At 48.4% G+C, this 23021-nt stretch carries 19 protein-coding genes; 9 read left to right on the top strand and 10 right to left on the bottom strand.

Features of this window, described 5'->3' with window-relative positions; all coding sequences use genetic code 11:
- Nucleotides 1–49 precede the first annotated feature (49 nt).
- Complete coding sequence (locus ACR9EC_RS06090) at nucleotides 50–2662, bottom strand: CDP-glycerol glycerophosphotransferase family protein (protein WP_435298360.1); 2613 nt, start codon at nucleotides 2660–2662, stop codon at nucleotides 50–52.
- A gap of 301 nt (nucleotides 2663–2963) precedes the next feature.
- Here ACR9EC_RS06090 and ACR9EC_RS06085 point away from each other — a divergent pair, with 301 nt between their 5' ends.
- From ACR9EC_RS06085 to ACR9EC_RS06050, 8 genes are all read left to right on the top strand, one after another.
- Nucleotides 2964–4004: a glycosyltransferase gene (locus tag ACR9EC_RS06085; RefSeq protein ID WP_435298359.1), complete on the top strand. Its 1041-nt coding sequence runs from the start codon at nucleotides 2964–2966 to the stop codon at nucleotides 4002–4004.
- A gap of 41 nt (nucleotides 4005–4045) precedes the next feature.
- Entirely contained in the window at nucleotides 4046–4891 is an 846-nt protein-coding gene (locus tag ACR9EC_RS06080; RefSeq protein WP_435298358.1) for a glycosyltransferase, read from the top strand.
- 65 nt (nucleotides 4892–4956) lie between these two features.
- A complete protein-coding gene (locus ACR9EC_RS06075; RefSeq protein ID WP_435298357.1) occupies nucleotides 4957–6195 on the top strand; it encodes a CDP-glycerol glycerophosphotransferase family protein in 1239 nt (412 codons plus the stop codon).
- A gap of 35 nt (nucleotides 6196–6230) precedes the next feature.
- Nucleotides 6231–7418 carry a UDP-galactopyranose mutase gene (gene glf, locus ACR9EC_RS06070; protein WP_435298356.1) on the top strand — a complete coding sequence of 396 codons (1188 nt, stop codon included), beginning with the start codon at nucleotides 6231–6233 and terminating at the stop codon, nucleotides 7416–7418.
- Entirely contained in the window at nucleotides 7418–9190 is a 1773-nt protein-coding gene (locus ACR9EC_RS06065; protein WP_435298355.1) for a glycosyltransferase family 2 protein, read from the top strand. The genes glf and ACR9EC_RS06065 overlap by 1 nt, the downstream gene beginning before the upstream one ends.
- Before the next feature lie 115 nt (nucleotides 9191–9305).
- On the top strand, nucleotides 9306–10004 hold the full coding sequence (locus ACR9EC_RS06060; RefSeq protein WP_435298354.1) for an NTP transferase domain-containing protein: 699 nt from the start codon (nucleotides 9306–9308) through the stop codon (nucleotides 10002–10004).
- A gap of 50 nt (nucleotides 10005–10054) precedes the next feature.
- Nucleotides 10055–10870, top strand: coding sequence for an ABC transporter permease (locus ACR9EC_RS06055; RefSeq protein WP_435298353.1), 816 nt, complete (start codon nucleotides 10055–10057; stop codon nucleotides 10868–10870).
- A gap of 3 nt (nucleotides 10871–10873) precedes the next feature.
- Nucleotides 10874–11620, top strand: a complete 747-nt coding sequence (locus ACR9EC_RS06050; RefSeq protein WP_435298352.1) for an ABC transporter ATP-binding protein — start codon at nucleotides 10874–10876, stop codon at nucleotides 11618–11620.
- A gap of 3 nt (nucleotides 11621–11623) precedes the next feature.
- Here ACR9EC_RS06050 and ACR9EC_RS06045 read toward each other — a convergent pair whose 3' ends face one another.
- The 3 genes from ACR9EC_RS06045 to ACR9EC_RS06035 form a co-directional block, all read right to left on the bottom strand.
- Nucleotides 11624–12874, bottom strand: coding sequence for a CDP-glycerol glycerophosphotransferase family protein (locus ACR9EC_RS06045; RefSeq protein ID WP_435298351.1), 1251 nt, complete (start codon nucleotides 12872–12874; stop codon nucleotides 11624–11626).
- 112 nt (nucleotides 12875–12986) lie between these two features.
- Complete coding sequence (locus ACR9EC_RS06040; protein WP_435298350.1) at nucleotides 12987–15359, bottom strand: SpoIID/LytB domain-containing protein; 2373 nt, start codon at nucleotides 15357–15359, stop codon at nucleotides 12987–12989.
- A 190-nt stretch (nucleotides 15360–15549) separates the two neighbouring features.
- A complete protein-coding gene (locus ACR9EC_RS06035; RefSeq protein WP_435298349.1) occupies nucleotides 15550–16362 on the bottom strand; it encodes an RDD family protein in 813 nt (270 codons plus the stop codon).
- 68 nt (nucleotides 16363–16430) lie between these two features.
- Between ACR9EC_RS06035 and ACR9EC_RS06030 the strand changes: the two genes are divergently transcribed.
- On the top strand, nucleotides 16431–17417 hold the full coding sequence (locus ACR9EC_RS06030; protein ID WP_435298348.1) for a stage II sporulation protein M: 987 nt from the start codon (nucleotides 16431–16433) through the stop codon (nucleotides 17415–17417).
- 4 nt (nucleotides 17418–17421) lie between these two features.
- Here the strand turns inward: ACR9EC_RS06030 and ACR9EC_RS06025 are convergent, their stop codons facing one another.
- From ACR9EC_RS06025 to ACR9EC_RS06000, 6 genes are read right to left on the bottom strand one after another with little or no spacing between them, the layout of a single operon-like run.
- Nucleotides 17422–17592 carry a hypothetical protein gene (locus ACR9EC_RS06025; RefSeq protein ID WP_435298347.1) on the bottom strand — a complete coding sequence of 57 codons (171 nt, stop codon included), beginning with the start codon at nucleotides 17590–17592 and terminating at the stop codon, nucleotides 17422–17424.
- Complete coding sequence (locus ACR9EC_RS06020; protein WP_435298346.1) at nucleotides 17589–18881, bottom strand: DUF58 domain-containing protein; 1293 nt, start codon at nucleotides 18879–18881, stop codon at nucleotides 17589–17591. Before ACR9EC_RS06020 ends, ACR9EC_RS06025 begins: the two co-directional genes overlap by 4 nt.
- A gap of 23 nt (nucleotides 18882–18904) precedes the next feature.
- On the bottom strand, nucleotides 18905–19882 hold the full coding sequence (locus tag ACR9EC_RS06015) for an AAA family ATPase (protein WP_435298345.1): 978 nt from the start codon (nucleotides 19880–19882) through the stop codon (nucleotides 18905–18907).
- Complete coding sequence (locus tag ACR9EC_RS06010) at nucleotides 19879–21060, bottom strand: DUF4350 domain-containing protein (protein ID WP_435298344.1); 1182 nt, start codon at nucleotides 21058–21060, stop codon at nucleotides 19879–19881. Before ACR9EC_RS06010 ends, ACR9EC_RS06015 begins: the two co-directional genes overlap by 4 nt.
- A complete protein-coding gene (locus ACR9EC_RS06005) occupies nucleotides 21057–21656 on the bottom strand; it encodes a DUF4129 domain-containing protein (RefSeq protein ID WP_435298343.1) in 600 nt (199 codons plus the stop codon). The genes ACR9EC_RS06010 and ACR9EC_RS06005 overlap by 4 nt, the downstream gene beginning before the upstream one ends.
- A 38-nt stretch (nucleotides 21657–21694) precedes the next feature.
- Nucleotides 21695–22933 carry a glycerophosphoryl diester phosphodiesterase membrane domain-containing protein gene (locus ACR9EC_RS06000; RefSeq protein WP_435300577.1) on the bottom strand — a complete coding sequence of 413 codons (1239 nt, stop codon included), beginning with the start codon at nucleotides 22931–22933 and terminating at the stop codon, nucleotides 21695–21697.
- Between the last annotated feature and the right edge of the window lie 88 nt (nucleotides 22934–23021).

Raw genomic sequence — 23021 nt, 5'->3', positions numbered from 1 at the left:
ATAAGTTGTGTGTTACATAATGTGTAACACACAACTTATTTAGAAGTGGCTATTTTTTTGCGGGATAATCTGCGCCAATAGCAGAGTAAAACTCAGACATTACAATTTCGTTGTAAGCCTCGGGCGAGAAGTCTGGCGTGTTGACTTTCCCGTTTATGAAAGAACGAAGTCCATCAGCTAAGGCTTCAACGGATTGCTCGACGATGAGACCTTCAGAGGGAGGTAGCGCAGACTCTGCTGAACCAAATCGTGTAGTAATAACAGGAAGCTTTAACGTGAGAGCTTCGAGAATTACCATTGGTTGACCCTCATAATTACTGGAGAGGACAAAACAATTAGCGCGTGCCATCAATTCGAATGGATTATCTCTGTGTCCTGCAAGATATACAGATTTTTGTAAACCTAAAGTCCGTATTTCAGCAGCAAGATCTTTTTCTAGCGGGCCAGACCCTACTATAACAAGACGTGTATGGGGGTGTTCCTCGTGCACTATGTTAAAAGCCTGAATGAGGCGTTGATGGTTTTTTTCAGGTGATAGTCGACCAACTGAAATGAAAGTATATTCAGTTCCATCCGATGGGAAAATCTCAGAAAGTGAAAGTTGCCTTTTTAACTCATTCGCTAATTCGTTTGCTGGAAGTTTTTCTGCAAGTGTTGCGGAAACTTCGGCTAAAGTGCTTTCAGGCAGTAAATTGATCTGTGTTTTTTGATTTACATTGTACGTGCTTAATTGTTGATTAGAAACGACATTTGTGGCTGAACTTTTGATTCGATCAATATGAATTGAGTTACGACAGCCGACAAATTTTTCTTGAGATGAGTAACCCTGAAGGTTCGTTTTGTTGATTTCTGAAAGTGAATCAGATACAGAAACCAGTCGGTCGAAATGTTTATACATAGCAAAAACACCCAACAGCCCAGATTTGAGATGCTTTTTTCCTTGAACCGTCCGCTCAGCGTCGGCAGCTAAGTCATTGTGTAACCAAACAGATCGTTTTCCGTTTTCCGAACTTATGAGAAGGCAATTCCAAAAAGGGCTGTACCCTGAAAAATCAACGAGGTAGTCGAATTCTGTATCGCCAAATATTCGATTCCATTCATCTTTCCATAAGCGTTGCGTCCGCTTTGAAAGATGACCATTACGACTTAACGTACGATTCAATTCAACGTTTCGTTTTCGATTTGTGAAATAACCGCCATTGAAAGTTCCATCGCGCGCTATGAGTCGAACGTTTTCGTTAATTAGGCGAATGTTTGCAATCTTTTTATTTTCACGTGTGTAAGGTATTAGTGCAGTTACGTCAAATTGTTCGTAATCAATATTTTGAAGTAAGTTTAGAGCCGATGTTGATATTCCATTAGGAGCCATGCCTCCAATGTAGATAAGAATTTTTTTACGACCATCAGAGAAATCAGATCGAATTCCCGAGAGTGTTGTGTTTCCGCCGAAAACTACATCGATAACACGCTTGGAAGCATTACCATCATCGGAAGCACAATAATTGTTAGAGGCTTCTTCGTATTTTTGTGAAATTTCCGGATCGATAAATGAACCTGAAAGTGCTGTTTTGACAGTACTGTTTAATTCATCTTGTGTTTGAGTGATGTACCCTGGACATTCAGTGATGTCTTTGTATACATCTCTATAAGTCTTGTATGTTTCTAAGTCTGGAGTGTAAAAAACAATTGGCTTCTTTGTTTCTAAGAAATCGTAGAAAACACTAGAGTAATCTGTGATCAGAAGATCTGTTAATCCTAGAATCAAATTCGTGGGAATGTCATTTGGTACAAGCATCGATGAGTCGCCCAATTTATCTGCGACTTTATCTGCGACAACTTGATGGGCCTTTAACAAAACCCTATATTGTGTAGAGTCTAAGGACTCCTGTAATGATTGAACAACCTTTAGAAGATCAGATGCGCTGTCTTCAGGTGATGAGTAGTTAGCGCCTCTCCACGTTGGGCAATAGAGCACAATTTTTCGCTCATCAAGGTTTAAGCCGTATTGTTGAAATAGCTCTTTTGCTTGTTCGCTATTAGCGCGAGCAGAAAAATGCCTATCAATCCTTGGATTTCCAAGTTCAAGGATTTTTCCGTTAAAAACATTTTTCAGTTTGTACGCACCGAGGTACATTGTGTTTGTCATTTCAGGGCCGGCTGAGAGTAGGTAATCGGCCGCCCAGAAATTACGAATCATATTTCTTGTTTCGATTGCTTTACCCGGAATGTCATATCCCATTTTTTTCAGGGGTACACCATGCCAAGTGTTCACATATATTTGGCCGGGGCGCTTGGAGAACTGTTGTGGGAAAGTTACGTTGTTTATTAAATATTTTGCAGTACGTAATTCGCGGTAATACTCGTAAGAGTTGTAAATTACAAAAGATACATTTTTCCGATTGGAAAATTCTTCAACTAGTGTTGAAAATCGTTTCAAGTCTTTTAAAACCCAAACATGCTTCAGGTGCTGATAATTTGGATCAGCTAAAAGCTCGTTGAAGATGGCTTCAGGGTGGCAAAGCATGCCATTGCCGCCATAAGCCTCGTAGAGGACTTTGCTCTCATCTATCCGCATGTTTTCAGTTGTGGCTCGTCTTGTTTGAGCGGCAGCGTTTTTAAGTTTTCGCTGAACTTTTGTAAGGCGGTGGAGCGTGTTCTTCATGTTTGAGTTGCCTGATCTTCGGTTTGAAGCGGAAATCGCGAAATAATGATTGTGTTAGCTTCTGCTAGCGTTCAAGCATAGTCTAACTGTTGTTTTCAATCTTTCGGTGTGAGCTTTAAGCAGAACGCTGTGATCTTCATGCCTCAGCAGAGGGGCCTGCCGGAAACAAGAAAATTGTCCAGTTCGGCATAGTAGCATCTTGTTGAAGTTCTCGCGAGTGCTAGAGTCGACGAGCGTAGCGCATCGTGTGGTTTAACTGTTCATCGTTTCTAAAATTAAGAATATATTTTGTGTGACTCGCATGGTGTTTTACGAAGTGGTATGCAGAAAACGTAACGAGAAGATAGGGCAAAAAGTGACGTTCAAGGGCTTAGAGGCTAAAGCCACCGCTGATTTACGTGTGGTTGCAGTCGTTGTTTCTTATAACCGTGAAACGCTATTGCAGCAGTCGTTAGATGCTTTACAAGCGCAAACTCGGCCGTTGGATGCCGTTCTCGTTATTGATAACGCTTCAACTGATAAGTCAGAAAAAGTTGCGAAGGAACATTCATTAAAGGCCGAAGTCGTTGTGTTGACTCGTAATACAGGCGGAGCGGGAGGATTTGCTGCAGGTATTGCATATGCCACTGAAACTCTTGACGCTGATTGTGTTTGGCTCATGGATGATGACACGATTCCTGAGCCAGCAGCCTTGCAAGAACTTTTGAAATGCGCTGATGACTACCCTGGAGAGGTAGCGCTCGTCGGTTCCCGTGTCGTGTGGCACGACGGGCGAGAGCACCCAATGAACACCCCACGTGTACGTCCAGGTGCAAGCCAGAGTGAAATGATTTCAGCGGGCATGGTGCAAGCTACCCCTGTTCGCTCTTCGTCGTTTGTATCGATGCTCATTGCAGTTCCCGCGGTTCGTGAGCAAGGCTTGCCCGTATCTGATTATTTCATCTGGAATGATGACTTTGAGTATTCTTTGCGTTTGTTGAAAAAAGACGTTGGCCTTGCCTCTCATGCTTCGCAAGTTCTTCATCTGACTAAAAACTTTGGATCAACAGATGCCGACCCTGGAGAGCGCTTCTTCTACGAAGTGCGAAATAAAGTGTGGCTCCTCAGGTTCTCGTCAGGTCTGACGCCATTTGAGAGGCTCTTGTACACAGGCTCTTCACTTCGACGGTGGTTTAGAACTGTTCGGTTTTCCCAGAACAAAAAACTTTTGCTTGAAGTTGGATGGCGAGGACTACGACGAGGTTTTGGAACGCGTCCTTTAGATAACACTGCTGTTTTAGCGGGACTTGGTACTGTGTCGGAAAACATCTCTAGCATCGAGGGCTCACTTTCAAATTCTTGATGAATATTTAACAAAAATAAGAGTGTGAGCTTAATATGGAAATGCCATTATTTAGTGTCTTATTGCCTTTTTATGCAGGTGACCATGCTGACTTTGTGGTGAGAGCGATCGAGTCTGTAACTACCGATCAAACATTGGCACCTCATGAACTAGTTGTGGTGCAGGATGGGCCGGTGTCTGCAGAATTAGAAGACGCAGTAAAGCAGTCCCTCGCAGCGGTGAGTATTCCCCATAAGCTTGTTGTCATTGCAGAAAACGGTGGGCTCTCAAACGCTCTCAACGTGGGATTACGTGAGTGCACGCATGACGTTGTCGCGCGCTCTGACGCAGATGATATTTCCGTGCCTAAGCGTTTTGAAATCCAAATTCCTGTCATTGCACAAGGAATCGATTTGGTCGGCGCAGCTTTAGCAGAGTTTGAGGACGACGAGACTGCAACGTCTACCGTCCGTGCACAGCCAACTAACCATGCAGATATAGTCACGTACGCGAAGTTTCATGACCCGTTCAACCATCCGACAGTTGTGTATCGAAAATCTGCCGTTGAAAGTGTCGGCGGCTATGAACATCTTGATCTCATGGAAGACTATTTATTGTTCGCAAAAATGTTGCATGCGGGTGTACGCAGTGCAAACATTCCGGATGTTCTGTTGAAGTATCGTGTAGGCGCAGGTGCTTACGGTAGGCGCGGAGGTACTCGACTACTACGGTCTGAGTGGGCTTTGCAACGCAAACTTCGGGCAATGGGCTTTACGAGTAGAACTCAGTTTGTTCGTAATGTTGTCATTCGTTGTGGTTATCGTTTGGTGCCGGAGCCTGTGCGTCGTTTTGGTTATCGTCAGATTGTGTTGCGGACAGGAAAGCGTGGCATCCCAGCGCAGCCATAACGCGTACCATGTAAAGGCGTGAAACATTCAAAGACGGGATCATAATGCAGGCACGTGGTAAGAGCTTGAAGCGGACGATTCGCAGCTCAGGCGGCAAAATCATCCGGAAATTTGGTCTTACACCGGCAGGAACCCCTGACCGTAATGGACAGGATGCAGAACTTAAAGGCGCCGCTTGGCCGTACGAAGTGATGGTGTATTTCGCTGATACGCAAGAAGCCTTATATCAAATTGAACAGTGGTATGACACGTTTGTAGCGCTCAATGAAGCCCACAAAACAGTTGTCGTGTGCATGGACTCTCGTACCGCTGCTGTAATTCGTGAGGCAACAGGTTTAGACGTCTTTACTATCGCGCATTACACCACGATTGATTCGATCCTTTCGCAATCGCCTGCAATGAAGGTGTGTTTGTACGTCAACCACAATCCTGAGAACTTCTCAAACCTGCGTTTTGGTCAACTCGTTCATGCCTCATTGATGCACGGCGACAGCGATAAATTAGTAACGGTCTCGAACCAGACTAAAGCTTACGACTTTAGTTTTGTTGCCGGTCAAGCTGCAGTTGATCGCATGGCAAAATATTCGACTCTTTATGATGCGCACGAGAAATGCATTCCCGTGGGGCGTCCACAAGTTGATGGGCAGCTTGAGCGTTCTCATGCACGAGAGAGCTCCGATGCTCGTACGACTGTTTTGTATGCGCCGTCGTGGGAAGGCGGGCAACCAACTGCTGCTTACGGCTCTATAGAGTCTCACGGCGTTGCGCTCGTTGACGCACTTCTTTCTTCGGACCGTTATGCAGTTATTTATCGTCCGCATCCACTCACAGGTGTGCGTGTTGCCTCGTATGGGCAGGCGGACGCAGAGATCAGAAAACTCCTTGAAGAAGCTAACGTTCGTGCTGGAGAAACTGTCCATCGTGTTGATTCGTCTGGTGATGTTGCCTACTCGTTTGCGGACGCCGACATCATGATTTGCGATATCTCAGGTGTTGCTATGGACTGGCTGCCAAGTAAGAAGCCGTTAATTATTACAGTTCCTGTTGAAGAGACCGCTATTGTGGCGCAGTCTCCATTAACTGAGCTCGCGCCACGGCTAAATGTCGCCGACATGGAGACCGTTCTTGAACTTGTCGACGAGCATCTAGACAATGATCCGACACGGGATGAGCGCATAAAACTCGCTGAATACTACTTAGGCGACTTGACGCCGGGGGCCTCCACTCAACGTTTCATCGATGCGGTTGAACGTCTCATCGAAATTCGTGACAAAGAAATGGCGCGTATAGCGTCGTACTCCTAATCCGCTGTTTGTGTGCAAGAAGGAAGAAGAAAAACTTGTCTGCTGATGTGATCGTCGTTGGATCTGGGTTCTTTGGGCTCACCATTGCGGAACGCTGTGCTACCGAGTTGGGGCTGAAAGTTGTCGTGCTTGAACGACGCAGCCATATCGGCGGAAACGCCTATTCCGAGGTTGAACCTGAAACCGGAATTGAAATCCACAAATATGGTGCCCACCTGTTCCACACATCAAATGAGCGCGTGTGGGAGTACGTCAACAGGTTCACTTCATTTACTAACTATGTGCACCGCGTATATACGACGCACAAAGGCGAAGTTTTTCCAATGCCCATTAACTTGGGAACAATTAATCAGTTCTTTAGGGCCGCATACACTCCTGACCAGGCAAAAGAGCTCATTAAAGAGCAGGCAGCGGAACTGGGTGACAAGCATCCCACAAACCTTGACGAAAAAGGTGTGTCGCTTATTGGCCGACCGTTGTATGACGCTTTTATTCGAAACTATACGGCGAAGCAATGGCAGACAGATCCAAAGGAATTGTCGCCATCAATCATTTCTCGTCTTCCAGTGCGTTACACGTATGACAACAGATACTTCAATGACACTCATGAAGGCTTGCCTACGGATGGTTACACTGCGTGGCTGGAGCGTATGGCAGAGCACGAGAACATTACTGTGTTGCTCGATACTGACTTTTTTGATGACTCACATGAGTATTCCAAATCAAAAGTTGTTGGCCGTATTCCCGTGATTTACACGGGCCCAATTGACCGATACTTCGACTACTCTCGTGGCGATCTGCAATGGCGCACGCTTGATTTTGTGCAAGAGGTGCTTCCGGTGGGGGACTTCCAAGGCACCTCCGTCATGAATTATGCCGATGAGTCAGAAGACTTCACGCGTATTCACGAGTTCCGTCACTTCCACCCAGAACGTGACTATCCACAAGATAAAACTGTGATTGTGCACGAGTACTCGCGTTTCGCTGAGCACGATGACGAGCCTTACTACCCAGTAAACACTGCGCAAGACCGCGAAACATTGCTGCAATACCGTCAGTTGGCAGTTAACGAACCTCACGTGTTGTTTGGTGGACGGTTGGGCACATACAAATATTTGGATATGCATATGGCGATCGGCAGTGCGCTGTCGATGTTTGATAACAAAATTGCGCCGCATTTTCGTGAAGGTGCCCCGCTTACGGACGTCGTAGAGGAAGACTGATGGGGCGCAGCACCGTTGACGTTTTAAACTTTGTGGCACCTCATCAGGCAGGCACAGAGGAACTCTATGTTCGAACGAATGGAAACGTCACAGAAACTCGCGGCGTATATGAACTAGCTGCAGGCGCACGCATAGATTTGGGAACGTGGTTTAATGCCGCTCCTATTGCTTGGTGGCATCAGCTTTTTGGTTCTGGTCCCACAGAACTGCGGGTTTCCGGCCAGGGGCTTGTAACTGTTCATACAGTTAACGACAAGGGTGAACACCTTGAAGTGGCACAGGAGAACATTGATGGCGAATGGAAGTTTTGGCTTGCACGATCGCCACATATTCGTTTTGCGTGGATCACTGTAGAGGCACAAGACAACCAGTCGGCTCGCCTTGCTGAATATTCGTGGCATGTGCCGCGAAAAGATCAGAAAAACTATCGGACAGATCGAAAAGTTACTGTTGTTGTGCCAACTTTTCGTCGTGAATGGGATGCTCTCGACCAGGCAGAGTATCTTCTGAACGAGTCAGCTCAAAGTTTTGTTGGTCGCGTTGTACTGATAGACCAAGGCGATACAGTACGGGCAGATCCGCGTTTTGAACCATTGCAACGTCAGCATGAGGACCGTCTTGTTCTCCTTGAACAAGGAAACTTTGGTGGGTCAGGCGGCTATGCTCGCGGCATGCGCGAAAGCCTGAGATGGAATACTGATCCTGTTCTTCTGCTTGACGACGACGCGCATATCGATACAGAATCTTTGCGTCGTGCCATGGAAATTTCTGGGGCAGTTGCTCACCCAACAATTATTGGTACGGGTCTCATCTCTGCAGAGTCACATGTTGAGCTCGAAGCCTTTGCAGAGGGTATTGCACGTCGACCGTTCCAATGGGGCGCTATTGATAGGGTCACCCGTACACAGAGCCTCGTTACTGGTGGGCCAACTCAATGGAATTTCTTGAATCCGCATGTGAAACCAGATTACACAGGCTGGTGGGGGACACTCTTACCTGAAGGTGCTGTTGAGCATTTAGGGCTTCCTGCCCCGTTCTTCATCAAATGGGACGACGCAGAATACGGTTTACGTGCTGGGCGCCAGGGAATAGCGCGGGCCGTAGTGCCAGGTATCTCGGTATGGCATCCGACGTGGGCTGCAAAGCAAACCTCAGCATCGTGGTCTTCGTGGATGATGCATCGTAACCGTTTTGCAGTTGCTGCTGAATATGGTGCAGGGCGGGGAATTATCGTTGATTCTCTCATTCACCAAATTAAACATGTGTTGAGTTTGCAGTACGTGACAGCAGAATTATGGATTAACGCTGTCGACGAATTTGTTGCAGGGCCTCAATGGATATCACCAGATATCGTTGAATCACGTAATAAAGCACAAGCTCTGATTGATGCTCTTGGCCAGGCAGAACCACACAGCGAGCATAGCGATGTTAAAGAATCAGTGCCGCAGCATCCTTGGGATGTTGTGACAGCCATCAGTCAGATTGTTTATTCGAGTAAAAAACCGAAAATTCGTAGTGTTCGTGCAAGCGAATTTACGTGGAATACCGGCCTTGGCGTGACCGAAGTATTAATGACAGCTGAGGACAACGAAGCAGTAACCTCGGTATTGCGTTTTGATTCGCACAAGGCCAGACGGCTTATCGCAACTATCGTTAAGCAGCATTGGGCTTTGTTTCGTACGTGGAAAAAAACTACGGATGCGTACACCACATCAAAAATACAGTCCGTAGACGTGTGGGAAACGCTGCTACCAGTACAAAAAGAAAACTAGTCGACACGCTTTACACGGGAGAACTACACATCTGGAAAGTTCTTTTGAGGTGAGGTAACAGATATTATTGTTAGTTGAAAGCGCGACCTCAGTGTCGCATGGAGAAGGGAACCTCGTGGATCTTCAAGTCGTTATTCTTGCTGCAGGAATGGGAACTCGTTTAGGGCAACCCTTTCCGAAACCTCTTACCCCATTGAAAGACGGGCGTACAATTCTGGCGCAACAACTAGGAAACGTGCGCGAGGCCTTTGGCGATAATGTGCAAGCTATGGCTGTCGTAGGCTTCAAACTTGAACAGATCCTCGAATCTGCTCCAGATATCGCTTTCGTATACAACGAAGTATTTGATCAAACAAACACTTCAAAGTCACTGCTGAAAGCATTGAAAGCGACCGGTAACCGAGGCGTGTTGTGGATGAACGGTGATGTTGTATTCCACCCAGAGGTATTGCGCCGCGTTGAGCCTCTTGTTGAGCAGGGACAATCTTTTGTCTGCGTTAACACTGCAAAAACAGCTGAGGAAGAAGTCAAATACACAGTTGACGAAAACGGGCATATTGCAGCTTTGTCCAAGCAAGTACCGCTTACTGAAGCATTAGGTGAGGCCGTCGGCATTAACTTTATTGCTCCGGCAGATAAAGCAGTCTTCATTCAACGTCTCATCGAGGTTGACGAACAAGATTACTTTGAGCGTGGTCTCGAAATCGCTATTGAGCAAGACAACGTACAGGTCCTTCCTGTCGACATTTCTGATTTGTACGCTGTTGAGGTTGATTTTGCTGAAGACCTCGCACGCGCAAACGAAGTGATTTAACAACAGTCCCTAATACACGCAAGACACTCATTGAAAGTGAGAGGCAGCGCTTGAGCGCAAACCAACCGGGGACTTTCTCCCGCATAGGGAACCTCGTCAAAAACCGTAAAATCCTTGCACTTCTAGTGCGTCGTGACCTCAAAGTGAGGTACGCAGATTCAGTACTTGGATATGTGTGGTCGATTCTTGATCCATTAATGATGGCGTTAATTTTTTGGTTCGTTTTCACCAAAATTTTTTCACGAGGTGTGGGAGAAGACCCTTACATCGTCTTTTTATTAGCTGCGATGCTGCCCTTTAACTGGTTTCAAAACGCAATTAATGACTCTGCGAATGCTCTACGTGGGTCTGCACGGTTAATACGTTCGACTGCTCTTCCTCGCGAAATTTGGGTAGTGAGACTGGTTTTCTCTAAGGGAATCGAGTTTCTGCTTTCCTTGCCAGTAATCCTTGCTTTTGCGATTTTCGGAGGTGCTGCTTTTAATTGGCAGTTACTCTACTTCGTTCCAGCGATGATCATCCAGATTCTTCTCATAACAGGGTTGGGGCTCATCATTTCGCCTCTAGTCGTTATGGTGCGAGACGTTGAACGTATCGTCAAAATTGGTATGCGTTTCTTGTTTTATGCAACGCCAGTGATCTACGGTTTAGGGGATATTTACGAGGCGGGCATCTCTGGATTTATCCGCACTCTTTACATTCTCAACCCGATGGCCGGCCTGATTTCCTTGTATCGTTCCGGTTTCTTCCCTGACCAGCTTCATTGGGATGCTGTCATTGCGTCTGCTTGCGTAAGCCTCATTATTTTCTTTATTGGTTGGCGAGTCTTTGCAAAACTCGAAAACCAAATCTTGAAGGAGCTATAAATCATGGTTGATGTGCACGTTACTGGCCCCATGATTGCGGCAAAGAACCTAGGCGTTGAATTCAGTAAACGCTCAAGGAACATGGGCGCCCGCGAATTTTTGACACGTGGTCGCTCGGGGGTCAAATCTGACCGTTTTTGGGCCGTAAAAGATGTATCTTTTGAAGTCCAGCCAGGCGAAGCGATCGGACTCATTGGACGAAACGGTGGCGGTAAATCGACGCTGTTGAAACTTGTCTCTGGCGTGATGATTCCAGATTCAGGGTCTGTGTCGGTGAACGGACCAGTAGCCCCGCTTATTGAACTCACGGGTGGTTTTGTTCCAGACTTAACCGCTCACGACAACATATATTTGGCTGCTGGGCTGCACGGGATGCCTAAAAAGCAGATAGATGAACTCTACGACGAGATTGTAGAGTTTGCGGAAATCCGTGAATTCTTACAAACGCCATTCCGCCATTTTTCGTCAGGAATGAAAGTGCGTTTGGCATTCGCGGTTATGTCACGTGTTGAAGCGCCTGTTTTGCTTGTGGACGAAGTCCTTGCGGTTGGCGATAAAGCATTTAGAGAGAAATGCTATACGCATATTGAGGGCATGCTTGCTGAGGGTAAAACACTTTTCCTTGTCTCTCACTCAGACAAGGATTTAAAGCGGTTCTGCACGAGAGGCCTTTACATGCGTAAAGGCCAACTCGCGCTTGACGCGCCTCTTAAAGAGGCCCTCGCCGCGTATCACGCAGACGCTAAGTAGTCGTTACACATCTTCTACGTGTTGTGAACGGCTCTTTGACTGTTCAATGAGTTGCTGTCTCTCAACAATGGTTTGAGAGGCAGCAGCTATCCAACGCTCCATACTTTTACCTGGCTGTACATCACCGAAGTAGTATTCCGTGAGGGATTGGAGCTTGCTTTCCAACCCTTGTTCGCCATACTGCTCGAAGAGAGCAAGCACGTTATGTGCTTCTGAAACATCTAATTTTGGCAGGCGGGCGATGAGGCCTTCGTCTTCTAGGAAGACTTCTTCTCCTACAGGCTCAGTGATAAAGATGGGCTTTCCCGTAGCTAGCCAGTCAAAGGCAACAGCAGAGACGTCTGCAATACAGTAGTCGGCGACAGAAAGCTGCCAACCAAAGTCTCGAGACTGGTCAACTAGGTGATGCGCTTGAGGATCAGCATGGTTCGCCGAATCGATGCGACGGATGAGTTCGTCCAAAGCCTGCTTGTGCTCTGGGCAAATGTTTCCTGTGCTTGGGTGTGGGCGGAAAATAAGGCGATACTCAGGGTTGCTTATGATCGCATCGATTATGGTTTGTGCATGTGACGTTATAGAGGAATAACTCATGCTTGGACGGTCACCCTCCCATGTGGGGGAGTAGAAGAGTGTTGTGCGTCCGTCTTCTGGCAATGGTTCTGGTTCGTAAACACAGTCGATTTGCGGGCGGCCTATAGCAAGTGCATGGTTGGCCACGTCGAAGCCAAGAACATTGCGTTCTAGGCGATCAACAGCAGCCTGACCTGCAACGAAAACTTGATCGTATGCTTTGACCTGGTTTGTTGTCATCGAGGCTTTATCAGATTCACCATGGTTGATCCAAATATGTGCAGGACCATGGTTTCTCAGCATCTGAAAGTTCTTTGCGTTTTGGTTAGGGTAAAACACGGCACCAAAACGTTGGGTAAGAACAAGCTCTTCGAGGTCGGACACTGCGGGACAGTACGCGACAGGGAGATGTGTTTCCTCAATTGCCCGCAGAACAGTGCTTTTAGACCGTAATACAAGTACAACGGGATGTTTTTCAGCGAGCTGCTCGAAAGGCTGGTACCACTGACGCAGTTGGTAAATATTGCGTGGGGTATCCGCAAAATATACTGCAGCCTCAAAGTGGTTTTCTTGCAAGATTTCTTGCTCTTGCATGACATCTTCGAATGTGCGATTGAGTCTTCGGGAACGGCGAACTCGCTGTACGGTTTTCCACGTTGACCGAAGGTCTCTGACTAGTGACAACCTGACTCCTCGTTTGGTAACTGGAGTAATTCTAGCCGAACGGCAGGTGTTGCGATACAAGATGTGTACCTCAACACCTGCCGTTACACTGCCCTAGGGCTTTAGTCGCTTGCTAGTTGCGAGCAGTAATTTTTGTTACCCATGCCCCGTTAAGGCCAAAGGCCGTACGCCACGCATCTGCCTTCTTCGTGATGGTTTGTGTTTTTCCAGACGAACTCGTAGCTTTCATCGTCTTAATCTGCCCAGACGAATACTTTGCCGTGATTTCTAGTTTCTTCACGTCGCTCAAGTTACTGAAGATGGAAAGGGCGTGCTTTTGGGTGATATTGCGTGTCCATGACTTCAGCGAGTTGCCTGGTGCTGTTAATGAGTAAGGGTCATCAACGGACTTGAGGTAAGACACTGATGAAGTCCAGACATCTTCTGAATTCGACGTACGTCCACCGGAAGAGGAGTAGTAGTAGGTAGTGATGAGTGAGCTTCCAGCTACAGCTACACGTCCTTGGTTGTTTCCAGTGACGGTGCGGTCGACTGCGGATTTCCACAATTTACCGAAGTATTGAGAAGACCCTTCGCCTTCTTTGTTCCAGCCTGTGAAGTTTTGGTGGCGTACATCGTCAACGATATTGCAGTTGCAGTCAGATTTAACGGAGCCCATTTTGCGTAGTGCATAGGTGCGTGCAGTGATGGCTTGTGCTTCTAGTGCTGCTCCACCTTTGTTTGCTGAGGAGCCCCAGCTTGATGGCATTTCTGCAATTCCGTAAAGGTACTCGGTGTTGAGTTTGAGTTGGTTGGTGACGTTGAGGACACCTTTGCTTACGTTTACTTCGAGTCGTCCATTGTTGTAACGTCCGTTTGCGCCAGGCAGGGTGGCAACTGCATTAGGCGATGTAGAACGGTAGTAGGTGGTTCCACTCATGTGGACTCGAACCTTTGAGTCTGTGGTCGCAGCAAGTACTTTTCCGGTACTGCTGAGAACTTCAGCTTTGACTTTGGTGCCGGAGACTGTGATGCGTAATTTGTTGCTGAGTGATAGATGCTCGGAACCGTTCACTTTGATGGAAGTTCCTGCATTTGTGCGTAGTCTCCACGTGGCGCCAGAGCCTGTGGTGTTTGCAAAGGTTAGAGTCCTAGAGGTGTAGGAGTCCCCGTAACTTCCACGGAATCCGAAGGTTTCTGGACCGAGTACCTGAATTTTAATGGTGTCAGGGGTGTTTTTAGCAGTGACGGATGCGCCTTTGTAGTAATGCGAGAGAACCTTTGCGGCGGAGGCGCCTCCGCGTGCCATTTCATATGCGCCATATTGCGACATTCCAACACCGTGACCAAAGCCCGATCCGTTAAACACAAATGATGTGTTTGTCGAAGTGGTCGGTGCGGCAGTTGAAAGATAGTTTTTTGCTACCCAGCCTGTTTTCCCTGAAGGGGCTTTGATATTGCGCCATGTGAGACCGTTCGCTGTTTTTTGTTCAGCAGAAACTGTGGTCACTTTTGTGCTGGTAGGGAGTTTTTCGACGATGGAGTGACTGGTTCCTGCTCCTGAGCGCATATTGAGATCTACGCTACCGCTGTCTACGTAAAAGGTTTCAGGCTTAAACGTTGGTGTAGGGGTAGGATTCGGCGTTGGCTTTGGTGTTGCAGTAGGGGTCGGCGTAGGAGTTGGCGTTGGTTTTGGGGTGGGCGCTTTTTTGGCGTTGATGTATTTGGTTGCAACCCAGCCTTTGCGTCCATCTGAGGTTTTGACGTTGAGCCATTTGTAGCCGTTAGCACGCTTTATTGTGTTGCTGATGGTGACAACTTTGGTGTTGAGCTTGAGGCGTGGTCCTGTTGTCCCGTAACTAGTGCCAGGGCCTTTGCGGAAGTTGAGGCCGTTCTTCCAGCGCACATAGTAGGTCTTGGGTTTTGAGGTTGAGGTGGTTGGTTTTTTGGTGGTCACGTATTTGGTGACGACCCAGCCTTTGCGTCCGTCAGTGGTTTTGACGTTGATCCACGTGTAGCCGTTGGCGCGTTTGGTTTTGCTACTGATGGTGACCAGTTTGGTGTTGAGCTTGAGGCGTGAGCCTGTCCGCGCATAGTGGGTTCCAGGGCCTTTGCGGAAGTTGAGGCCGTTCTTCCACGTAACGTAGTAGGTTTTGGATTTTGAGGTTGAGGTGGTTGGTTTTTTGGTGGTCACGTATTTGGTGACGACCCAGCCTTTGCGTCCGTCAGAGGTTTTGACGTTGATCCACGTGTAGCCGTTAGCGCGTTTGCTTGTGCTACTGATGGTCACGACGCGACTATTTTTACGTAGTCGGCTTCCGGTTGTGGAGTAACGCAGTCCGGCGCCTTTACGCATATTGAGGCCGTAACTTGAGGTGACGTAGTAGCTCACTGATTTCTTTACAGTGGCAGCTGCGGCTTCTGCTGGTGGCGCCGCGAAGGTTGTGCTTACTGTTCCAACAAGCACGAGTGCAAGAAAAATACCAACTACCTTGAAATACCTCATGAATCAAGTATGCAGGGTAGTTCTAACCACGTGCTGGTTTTGTAATGGAGTTGTTAAAATTTTGATCTTAAATACAGCCGTGTAATTTTTTGAGCGTTTATCGACTTTTGCGCGCCATGAAGCGACTCTCGCCATGGTGAATCTGAATGCAGTTTTCTATTTTTTAAAAAATGTGAGACACGCCACACTTTTATTTATCGGGGTTGCTGATGCCAAAAGGGAATTGATCCAAACGCGACTGCAAAGAACGTGCTCGTCGTGATCGCTCATCTTCAATCTGAATTTCGCGACGTGAGCGTTCAACGAGGACTGCAGTAATGAAATCCTCAGGGTGAGCAGCAAAAGGCGGAAGCGGAGCAACGAACCGTTCAAGCTCAGCAGAAAACTCTTGCGCTTTTTGCGCCCTAGAAGCAGGGTGCAAAGAACTGCGACGAGATAAAAACTGGCGTGCAGATAATGCAAGCCCGTCAGGAGCTTTTCCGATATCTGCCTGCATACTCCACTGTTGAAGGGCAGGAGCAACTAGAAAAGGTGCTTCTTTGTGCTTTTTCGTGCGCACTCGAACGACGTAAGTGCCCGCCATGATGTCCCCAAGACGTTTTCCTCTGTTGTTGAGCAACGATGTAATAAGCGCAACCGCACCGACAGTCATCCACAGTTCGCCAACGCCAACTAGGGAGCGAATGAAAGCATGACGAACAGAAATAGGCCCACCATCATCCCGGACAACTTGCACACCCATCGCAAGCTTTCCTAATGAACGACCACGCGACAGTGTTTCTACAGCAGTCGGTATGAGAACCCAAATAGTCACGATCGTTGCTATAACAGCAGCCGGGCCAAAACTATCAAACGTGGAAGTAGATGCAGGGAAGAGCGTGAACGCAATCAGCAAGATTATGGCCACGGCCGCATCTATTGCAAAAGCAAAGCCTCGCGTCATAAAAGACACCGCGCGAGCATCAAGAATGACACCTTCACCGATAACGTAGTGGTCGTTCACGTATCCCCATCTCATACAACACAAAAAACCTACTGTTGAAGCCTACCGTCATGTGGGAAAGTAGGGGTGTGGATTTTGACGCTTTTTCGAACACACACAAAGCCCAATGGGATAGGCTGAAACAACTCACCCGAACCCGCAAACTGAGCGGACGTGAAGCAGACGAACTAATCGCCTTGTATCAAACAACCGCGACACACTTGTCCATGCTGCGGTCGATGGCTCCAGACCCTACCCTCATCTCTGAGTTATCACTAACGTTGGTTCGGGCGCGCGCACGAATCGTAGGCGCACACAATCCACGCGCACTAACAATCAAAAGATTTTTTGTACAAGACTTACCTGCTGCTTTCTACCGCACACGCTGGTGGTCCCATGGCGTGACCGCAGTGTTCATCTTGGTAGCTGTTATCGCAGGCTTTTGGGTTGCTACGTCTTCGCAAGGCTTAGAAGCAATGGGAACCGAAACACAGCGTTTAGATTATGTTGATACCGCGTTTGAAGCGTATTACAACCCGGGCGTAGATTTTGCTGCGGTCGTGTGGACAAACAACGCATGGATCGCTGCACAATGCGTTGCCTTTGGAGTGACCGGGATATGGCCAGCGTTCGTTTTAGCCAACAATGCGGTTGCCGTGGGATCCATCGGTGGCATGATGGCACACTATGGTGAAGCCGGAAAGTTTTTCGCTTTAATCCTGCCCCACGGATTACTCGAACTCACGGCAATATTCGTAGCTGGTGGAGCCGGACTAAAACTATTTTGGACACTTATTGCACCGGGTAATCGTCCACGCTCACTCGCCCTCGCGCAAGAAGGCCGTGCACTCATCACGATTGCAGTTGGACTCGTTTTTGCATTAGCGCTATCGGGACTCATCGAAGGTTTCGTTACCGGATCAGCGCTAGCATGGTGGCTCAAAATTGTTATAGGAGCACTAGCCTTAGCGCTCTTCTGGACCTACGTGTACACCCTAGGCCGCAGCGCAGTGCATGATGGTGCTACAGGTGACTTGGACGAAGCCGAAGCGGGATACAGCCAGCTGTATGCGTAACCTGTCAGGCAAATAAAAACGCAAGAGCAGGGATCGCAGTTGATGCGATAAGAGCAAACACCAAAACGATAGCAACCCTGCGAGTAAAGCGTGCATTACGTTGCCCAGCAGTGAGTTCCTCATCCGGTGCTGGTACAACGCGTTGTGATGTGGTTTTTTTCGTTTTGTTGCTCATAGTCTTCCTGCAGCTTTGAGGTCAAGGTAGGTATCGCTTAGGCTCGGTGCAAGTTGCTCAGGCAAAGCCTTCAACACAACAACACCGATGCTAGCCAAAATGTCAGAGCCAGCATGCTCTTCTAATAGCGTACGCTCTGCGGCGGCCGCCTCGAATACTTGTGACGAATCTGCACGATGTTCAGTAAGCTCTGCAACATCTGGATTAGACACTCCAGCCAGTACAACCAGATGACGCTTAGCTAAAGCCCCAATGGAACTTAACACCCCAGAACCAGCGTTTGTAATATCAGAGTTCGATAACACAACTACCAAAGAACGTTGGCTAATCTGCGTAGTTATTAACGTATTAAGGGCAGTCCAATCAGCTTCAATGAGTGATGATTCAACCCCCGACAACGACTGCGCAAGCTCCTTCATCAGCTGAGAACTGCTTCGGCTACTTACCCGTGCACGAGTCGTGCGATCAAAAGCAATAAGTTCCACGCGGTCACCTGCGCGCGACGCGAGAGCCGCAAGAAGGAGCGCAGACTCGATATACGTATCAAGACGAGTCTCATCACCTATACGCGGGGCAGAAGTGCGTGAGGTGTCCACAACAATCACGACTCTACGATCGCGTTCAGGACGATACGTGCGCACAGTAACTTTGCGACTACGCGCTGTTGCACGCCAGTCAATGGAACGTACGTCGTCGCCTTCAACATATTCACGTAACGAATCAAACTCTGTTCCAGCGCCACGGATCTGTACTGCCGATTCGCCTTCTAACTCACGTAAACGAGCCAGACGAGACGGTAGATGCTTGCGGGATTTAAACTCCGGCAACACCTTCACAGAAGCAGGCGCAAAGAATGTTAGTTGTCGTCCGGCACACTTTAATGGTCCCCACAAACGCACAGTTACGTGCTCGACACGTCTATCACCACGCCGAGTAGGAGAAATGCGATACGTGAATCTGCGAGCGGCCTCCGTCGCAAGATCAAAAGCGATCACATTCCCTAAAGCACCAGCAGAAGGCTGCCACGCATCACGAAGTAGGCCTCGTGCACGACGAGAACTAGTGTTCTTGACCACCAATTCAATAGTCGCCGATTCACTGAGGCGCGCTTGAAACGGAACGGTGCGTTCAATCGAAACCTGCCGTGGTGAAGCCGTGAGATACACGTCAACAGCGCACACTACAACAACAAAAATGATCCACAAATAGAACGCTAGCCACGCCCCAACAAGTGCACAAGGAAGTATTCCCAGCAGCATGAGTGCTGCTGGCCGCCATGTGAGAACCATGATTTCACCACACTCTCATCTGGTCAGCGTGGAACAGGAACCGTATTCAACACTGTTGATAACACGCTGTGAACAGTAATACCTTCAATTTCAGCTTCGGAACGTAACGCGATTCGGTGCCCTAACGTTGCATAAGTCAGCGCTTTGACATCGTCAGGGGTAACAAAGTCACGGCCTGACAGCCACGCCCACGCGCGCGACGTAGCAAGCAAAGCCGTTGCACCACGTGGAGAAGCACCCAAACTTAAAGAAGGTGACGTGCGCGTAGCCCGCACCAAATCCACGATATAAGCCAAAACTTCAGGAGAAACCTGCACCTGCGCTACCTCATCACGTGCAGCATCAAGATCCGCGATAGAAGCAACAGCACTCAAACCAGCACCACTCAAATCGCGAGGATCAAAGCCATGCGCATGGCGGGAAAGCACCTCAAACTCGACATCTCGATCAGGAAGAGGCAGTTCTACCTTAAGTAAGAAGCGGTCAAGCTGCGCTTCCGGCAACGGGTATGTACCTGCATACTCAATCGGGTTTTGCGTGGCGATAACCATAAAAGGCGCAGGTAGGGAATGGGAAACACCATCAATAGTGACTTGGCGTTCTTCCATTGCCTCTAGTAAAGCAGCCTGTGTCTTCGGCGGAGTGCGGTTGATTTCGTCGGCAAGCATAAGGTTTGTAAAAACTGGCCCTTGCTTAAACATAAATTCATCACTACGGGTCGAATACATGAGCGATCCAGTAATGTCTGATGGCATCAAATCAGGGGTGAACTGCACCCGCTTGGTATCAACTTCTAAAGCAGTCGCTAATGAACGCACCAGCAAAGTTTTCGCAACACCAGGAACACCTTCAAGCAGCACATGTCCACGACACAGCAAAGCAATCAATAACGAAGTAACAGCGTTATCTTGGCCTACAACCGCTTTACCAACTTCAGCACGAACCGCAATCAGCGCGTTGTGTGTGTCCTGGTCACCTGTACCAACGGATGTTTCACTCATATGGAAATCTCACTTTCTAAGGACGCTAAGTCTTGTGCGAGGGTAGTTAAAGAAAGCTCAGTTGCAGGGCTCGGTCCAAAGAACAAACCCCAAATCTCTTGTTGCGGCCGACCCGTAGCATGAGCCACCGCGTGGGTAAATGCTTCACCATCATGAGACGACGGCACACCAAGACGCTGCGCCAACCTACGTGCAGTACCTGCACGTAATGCTGCTGCCGCTCGCCCATACGCGCCGATGCCACGATACAAGCGCGCCCGACCACGAGTAGTTTCCGCTGCCTTTACAACAACAGGAAGACCCTCACTCACCAAAGGGCCAAGTCTGCGCATGCGCGCGTAGGCAAGGAAAACAAACGCCGCCAGTACAACAGCAGCGACAATCGTAAACCGTTGCGGCATCGTAGGCCCACCATCTAAACCGGCTGGGTTTTGAAGTTCAGGAACCTCAGGTAAAAACCACACCAGTTGTGGGTGCGCTCCCAAAGAATGTAATGCAAGGGCTGCATGTCCATAATCAGTAATGCGCTGGTTTGACCAGGAATCAACATCGTCGAAAAGGATAATGCGCTGACCCTCATCAGTGCTTACCTGAGCAAAGTGGGAACCAACCAAGCCAGGAAAACATTCAATGACATGTGCCTGTGGAGACGTCTGCGTAAACCCTGTGCCAGAAGAAGAAATTTCTTGCGCTGCCTGCGCCACAGGAGACTGACACTGCGCCACCGTAGACGTAATATCGCTGGGGCTTGCAGCTTGGGTTATTGAAGTCGATGAATGCTCTGCAATTGCAGCAACCAAATCGCCACGAGGATTAGCCGCAACAATATCCGCGCCACTGCGCAACAAAGCGTGTGCTTGATCTGCACTCAAACCCGTATCATGCGCGATGAGAACAGTTGCACCGGAACGAGCGTGCCCCACCGCTTCAGGTAATTCACGAGTGAATGTAATATCCACGTCGTTATTTTTCAAAACTTGCGCGACTGCACGAGCACCTTGCGGATTATGGTTGTTTGGCGCAAACCGAGTATCAGAGTAATCAGGGGTCGCTAGCGAAACGAGCCATGCAGCACCGATAACACCGCCAATAATAAAGAGCGGGAATTTCAGGAGTTTCATGCGACGCATGAAAATTTCACGCGCACTAGAAGACGCAGTAACAATTTGTGTACTCAAGCCCGTGCCTCCGACCAATCAAGCAGGTCAAAAACTCGTCGTGCCCGACCATACTCTTCCTCGCTGGCATCCTCATCACCGTACGCCACAGCATCAAAAAGCGAAGCAAGCCACTCAACATCGCCCTTAATGGGCGGGCGTGCATGACCGATAGCGTACGCTGCCTCACGGGCAGTGCGCCCTGCTTGCTCATTAATTAACGCGAGTTCCTCAGCATGGCGAATGACTGCACGAAACAATTCAGCAACCGCCTGTGAAAGATCTTTCTCGTCGTAATAACGTGCAGCATTATCAAGATAAACCGAGGACGAAGCAACAGTTTCAGTAAAGACCTCTACGGACGCTCTAGCCTTTCTTGTCCGACGAATCGGGCCTGAAATGATGACCGCAACGACAACAAGGACAATGAAAAGTGCCACGAAAATAAAGATCGACAAGGGTGGAAACGACGCGCCAGAAAGGCTGTCAAACCACTCTCCGATTTTTCGTAAGATCCTTGAGAACCACGATTCGCTCTGATTGTAGATAGGGTTGCGTAACTCAGTCTCGAGCCAATTACGTGCCGTTTCGTCGTCGGGAACGACAGGCACATTCATGAAACCCCAATACGCTGCATGCATCAACACAACACGTTTCACTGGTCAAAAACTGCTGATTTTGCGAGATCCACATCAAGTGCTTCACGTCGCATGCGCACATCAATGTACAAGAGTGTGACAACTGATGCTGTAAAAGCAACCGTTACTGTTCCAACCAGAATTTGAATAATAACGTTCAAACCCAAAGCGAGAGGGTTTGTGTAATCCATGAGGTTGAATGCAGCAAGGATGCCTTGCAAGGTCCCGCTCAAGATGCCTGCAACAAACGAGAGAGCGATAGTGGTCAGCAGATAAATACCGAGAGTTCTCCAGAAACTTCCTCGTGTAAGCTGCCACGACCGCTTAAAAGCACTGAATATTTTTCGTTCTTCAAGGATTAAAGCAGAAGGCGCAAAAAGTAGTTTGACCGTTATAAATAATGTGCCGATGAAAAGCAGAAACAGGCCGAGTAACATCACTAAGATCCCCAGCACTTCGCTGGCTTGAGAGGTGAAGTAAACAAGGGCCGCATATGCTGCGCCGACGATCAGTAGTGCAAGAGCCGGTAACAGAGAGACAGCTAGTAAGTCCCACACGCGAGGACCAACTCGCTCCCAGACTTGGCTGGGGGTGTATTCCTTGTTGATGACAAGCTGTCCAATTGCGAGAACAACAATTCCTGTTGCGATTGTTGCAGCAAGTGTATTGCCGAGCGCAATCAGCAGATCAGTGGAAAGGGTGCCTAACGTTGTACCAAGAACAAGTGAGAGTTCCTCGTCAGATGTAATTTCTTGACCAAGAGTAGTGCTGTTAATAGTGGGTAGGAGTAGGTATCCCACGAGAGCGGCAGTGATGACGCACGCTGAAACAACAAGTGCGACAAGACCAAATAATATTTTTGGAGAACGACGCATTGCACCGAAAGCGCCATCAAAGATTTCTCCTAAAGTGATTGGGCGTAGGGGGATAATTCCTGGTTTTAAGCCACGAGCAGATTGTGGTGGCCCGCCAAACTGAGGGCTTCCGTAGTGTGGAGGATGACCACCAGGCTGATTGAATTGTGGCGCTGGCTGTCCAAATTGAGGAATCTGCTGCCCGTACTGCGGTGCCTGTTGCCCATATTGAGGTGCAGGCTGACCATATTGAGGTGGCTGTCCGTTAGGCTGTGCTCCAGAAGGTGGTGCAAAACCCCCAGAACCTGATACCTGACCAGGAGGGGTTGGTTGTGCAGATCCCTCTGATTGTTCGTCTGGTGTACGTCCAGGCTCGCTATTGCCATACTGGGGGGTAGTCATAATGAAGTCTCCAAAGTGAAGGCTTAAGTGCGCCGCAATAGGCGTGGTCACCCAAAACTTTACTGAATAAACCCCTCGCCACGCTACG

It is taken from the genome of Timonella sp. A28 (assembly GCF_051200815.1).
In the GTDB taxonomy this organism is placed as follows: domain Bacteria; phylum Actinomycetota; class Actinomycetes; order Actinomycetales; family Cellulomonadaceae; genus Timonella.
This window is presented reverse-complemented; position numbering and strand designations above follow the sequence as displayed.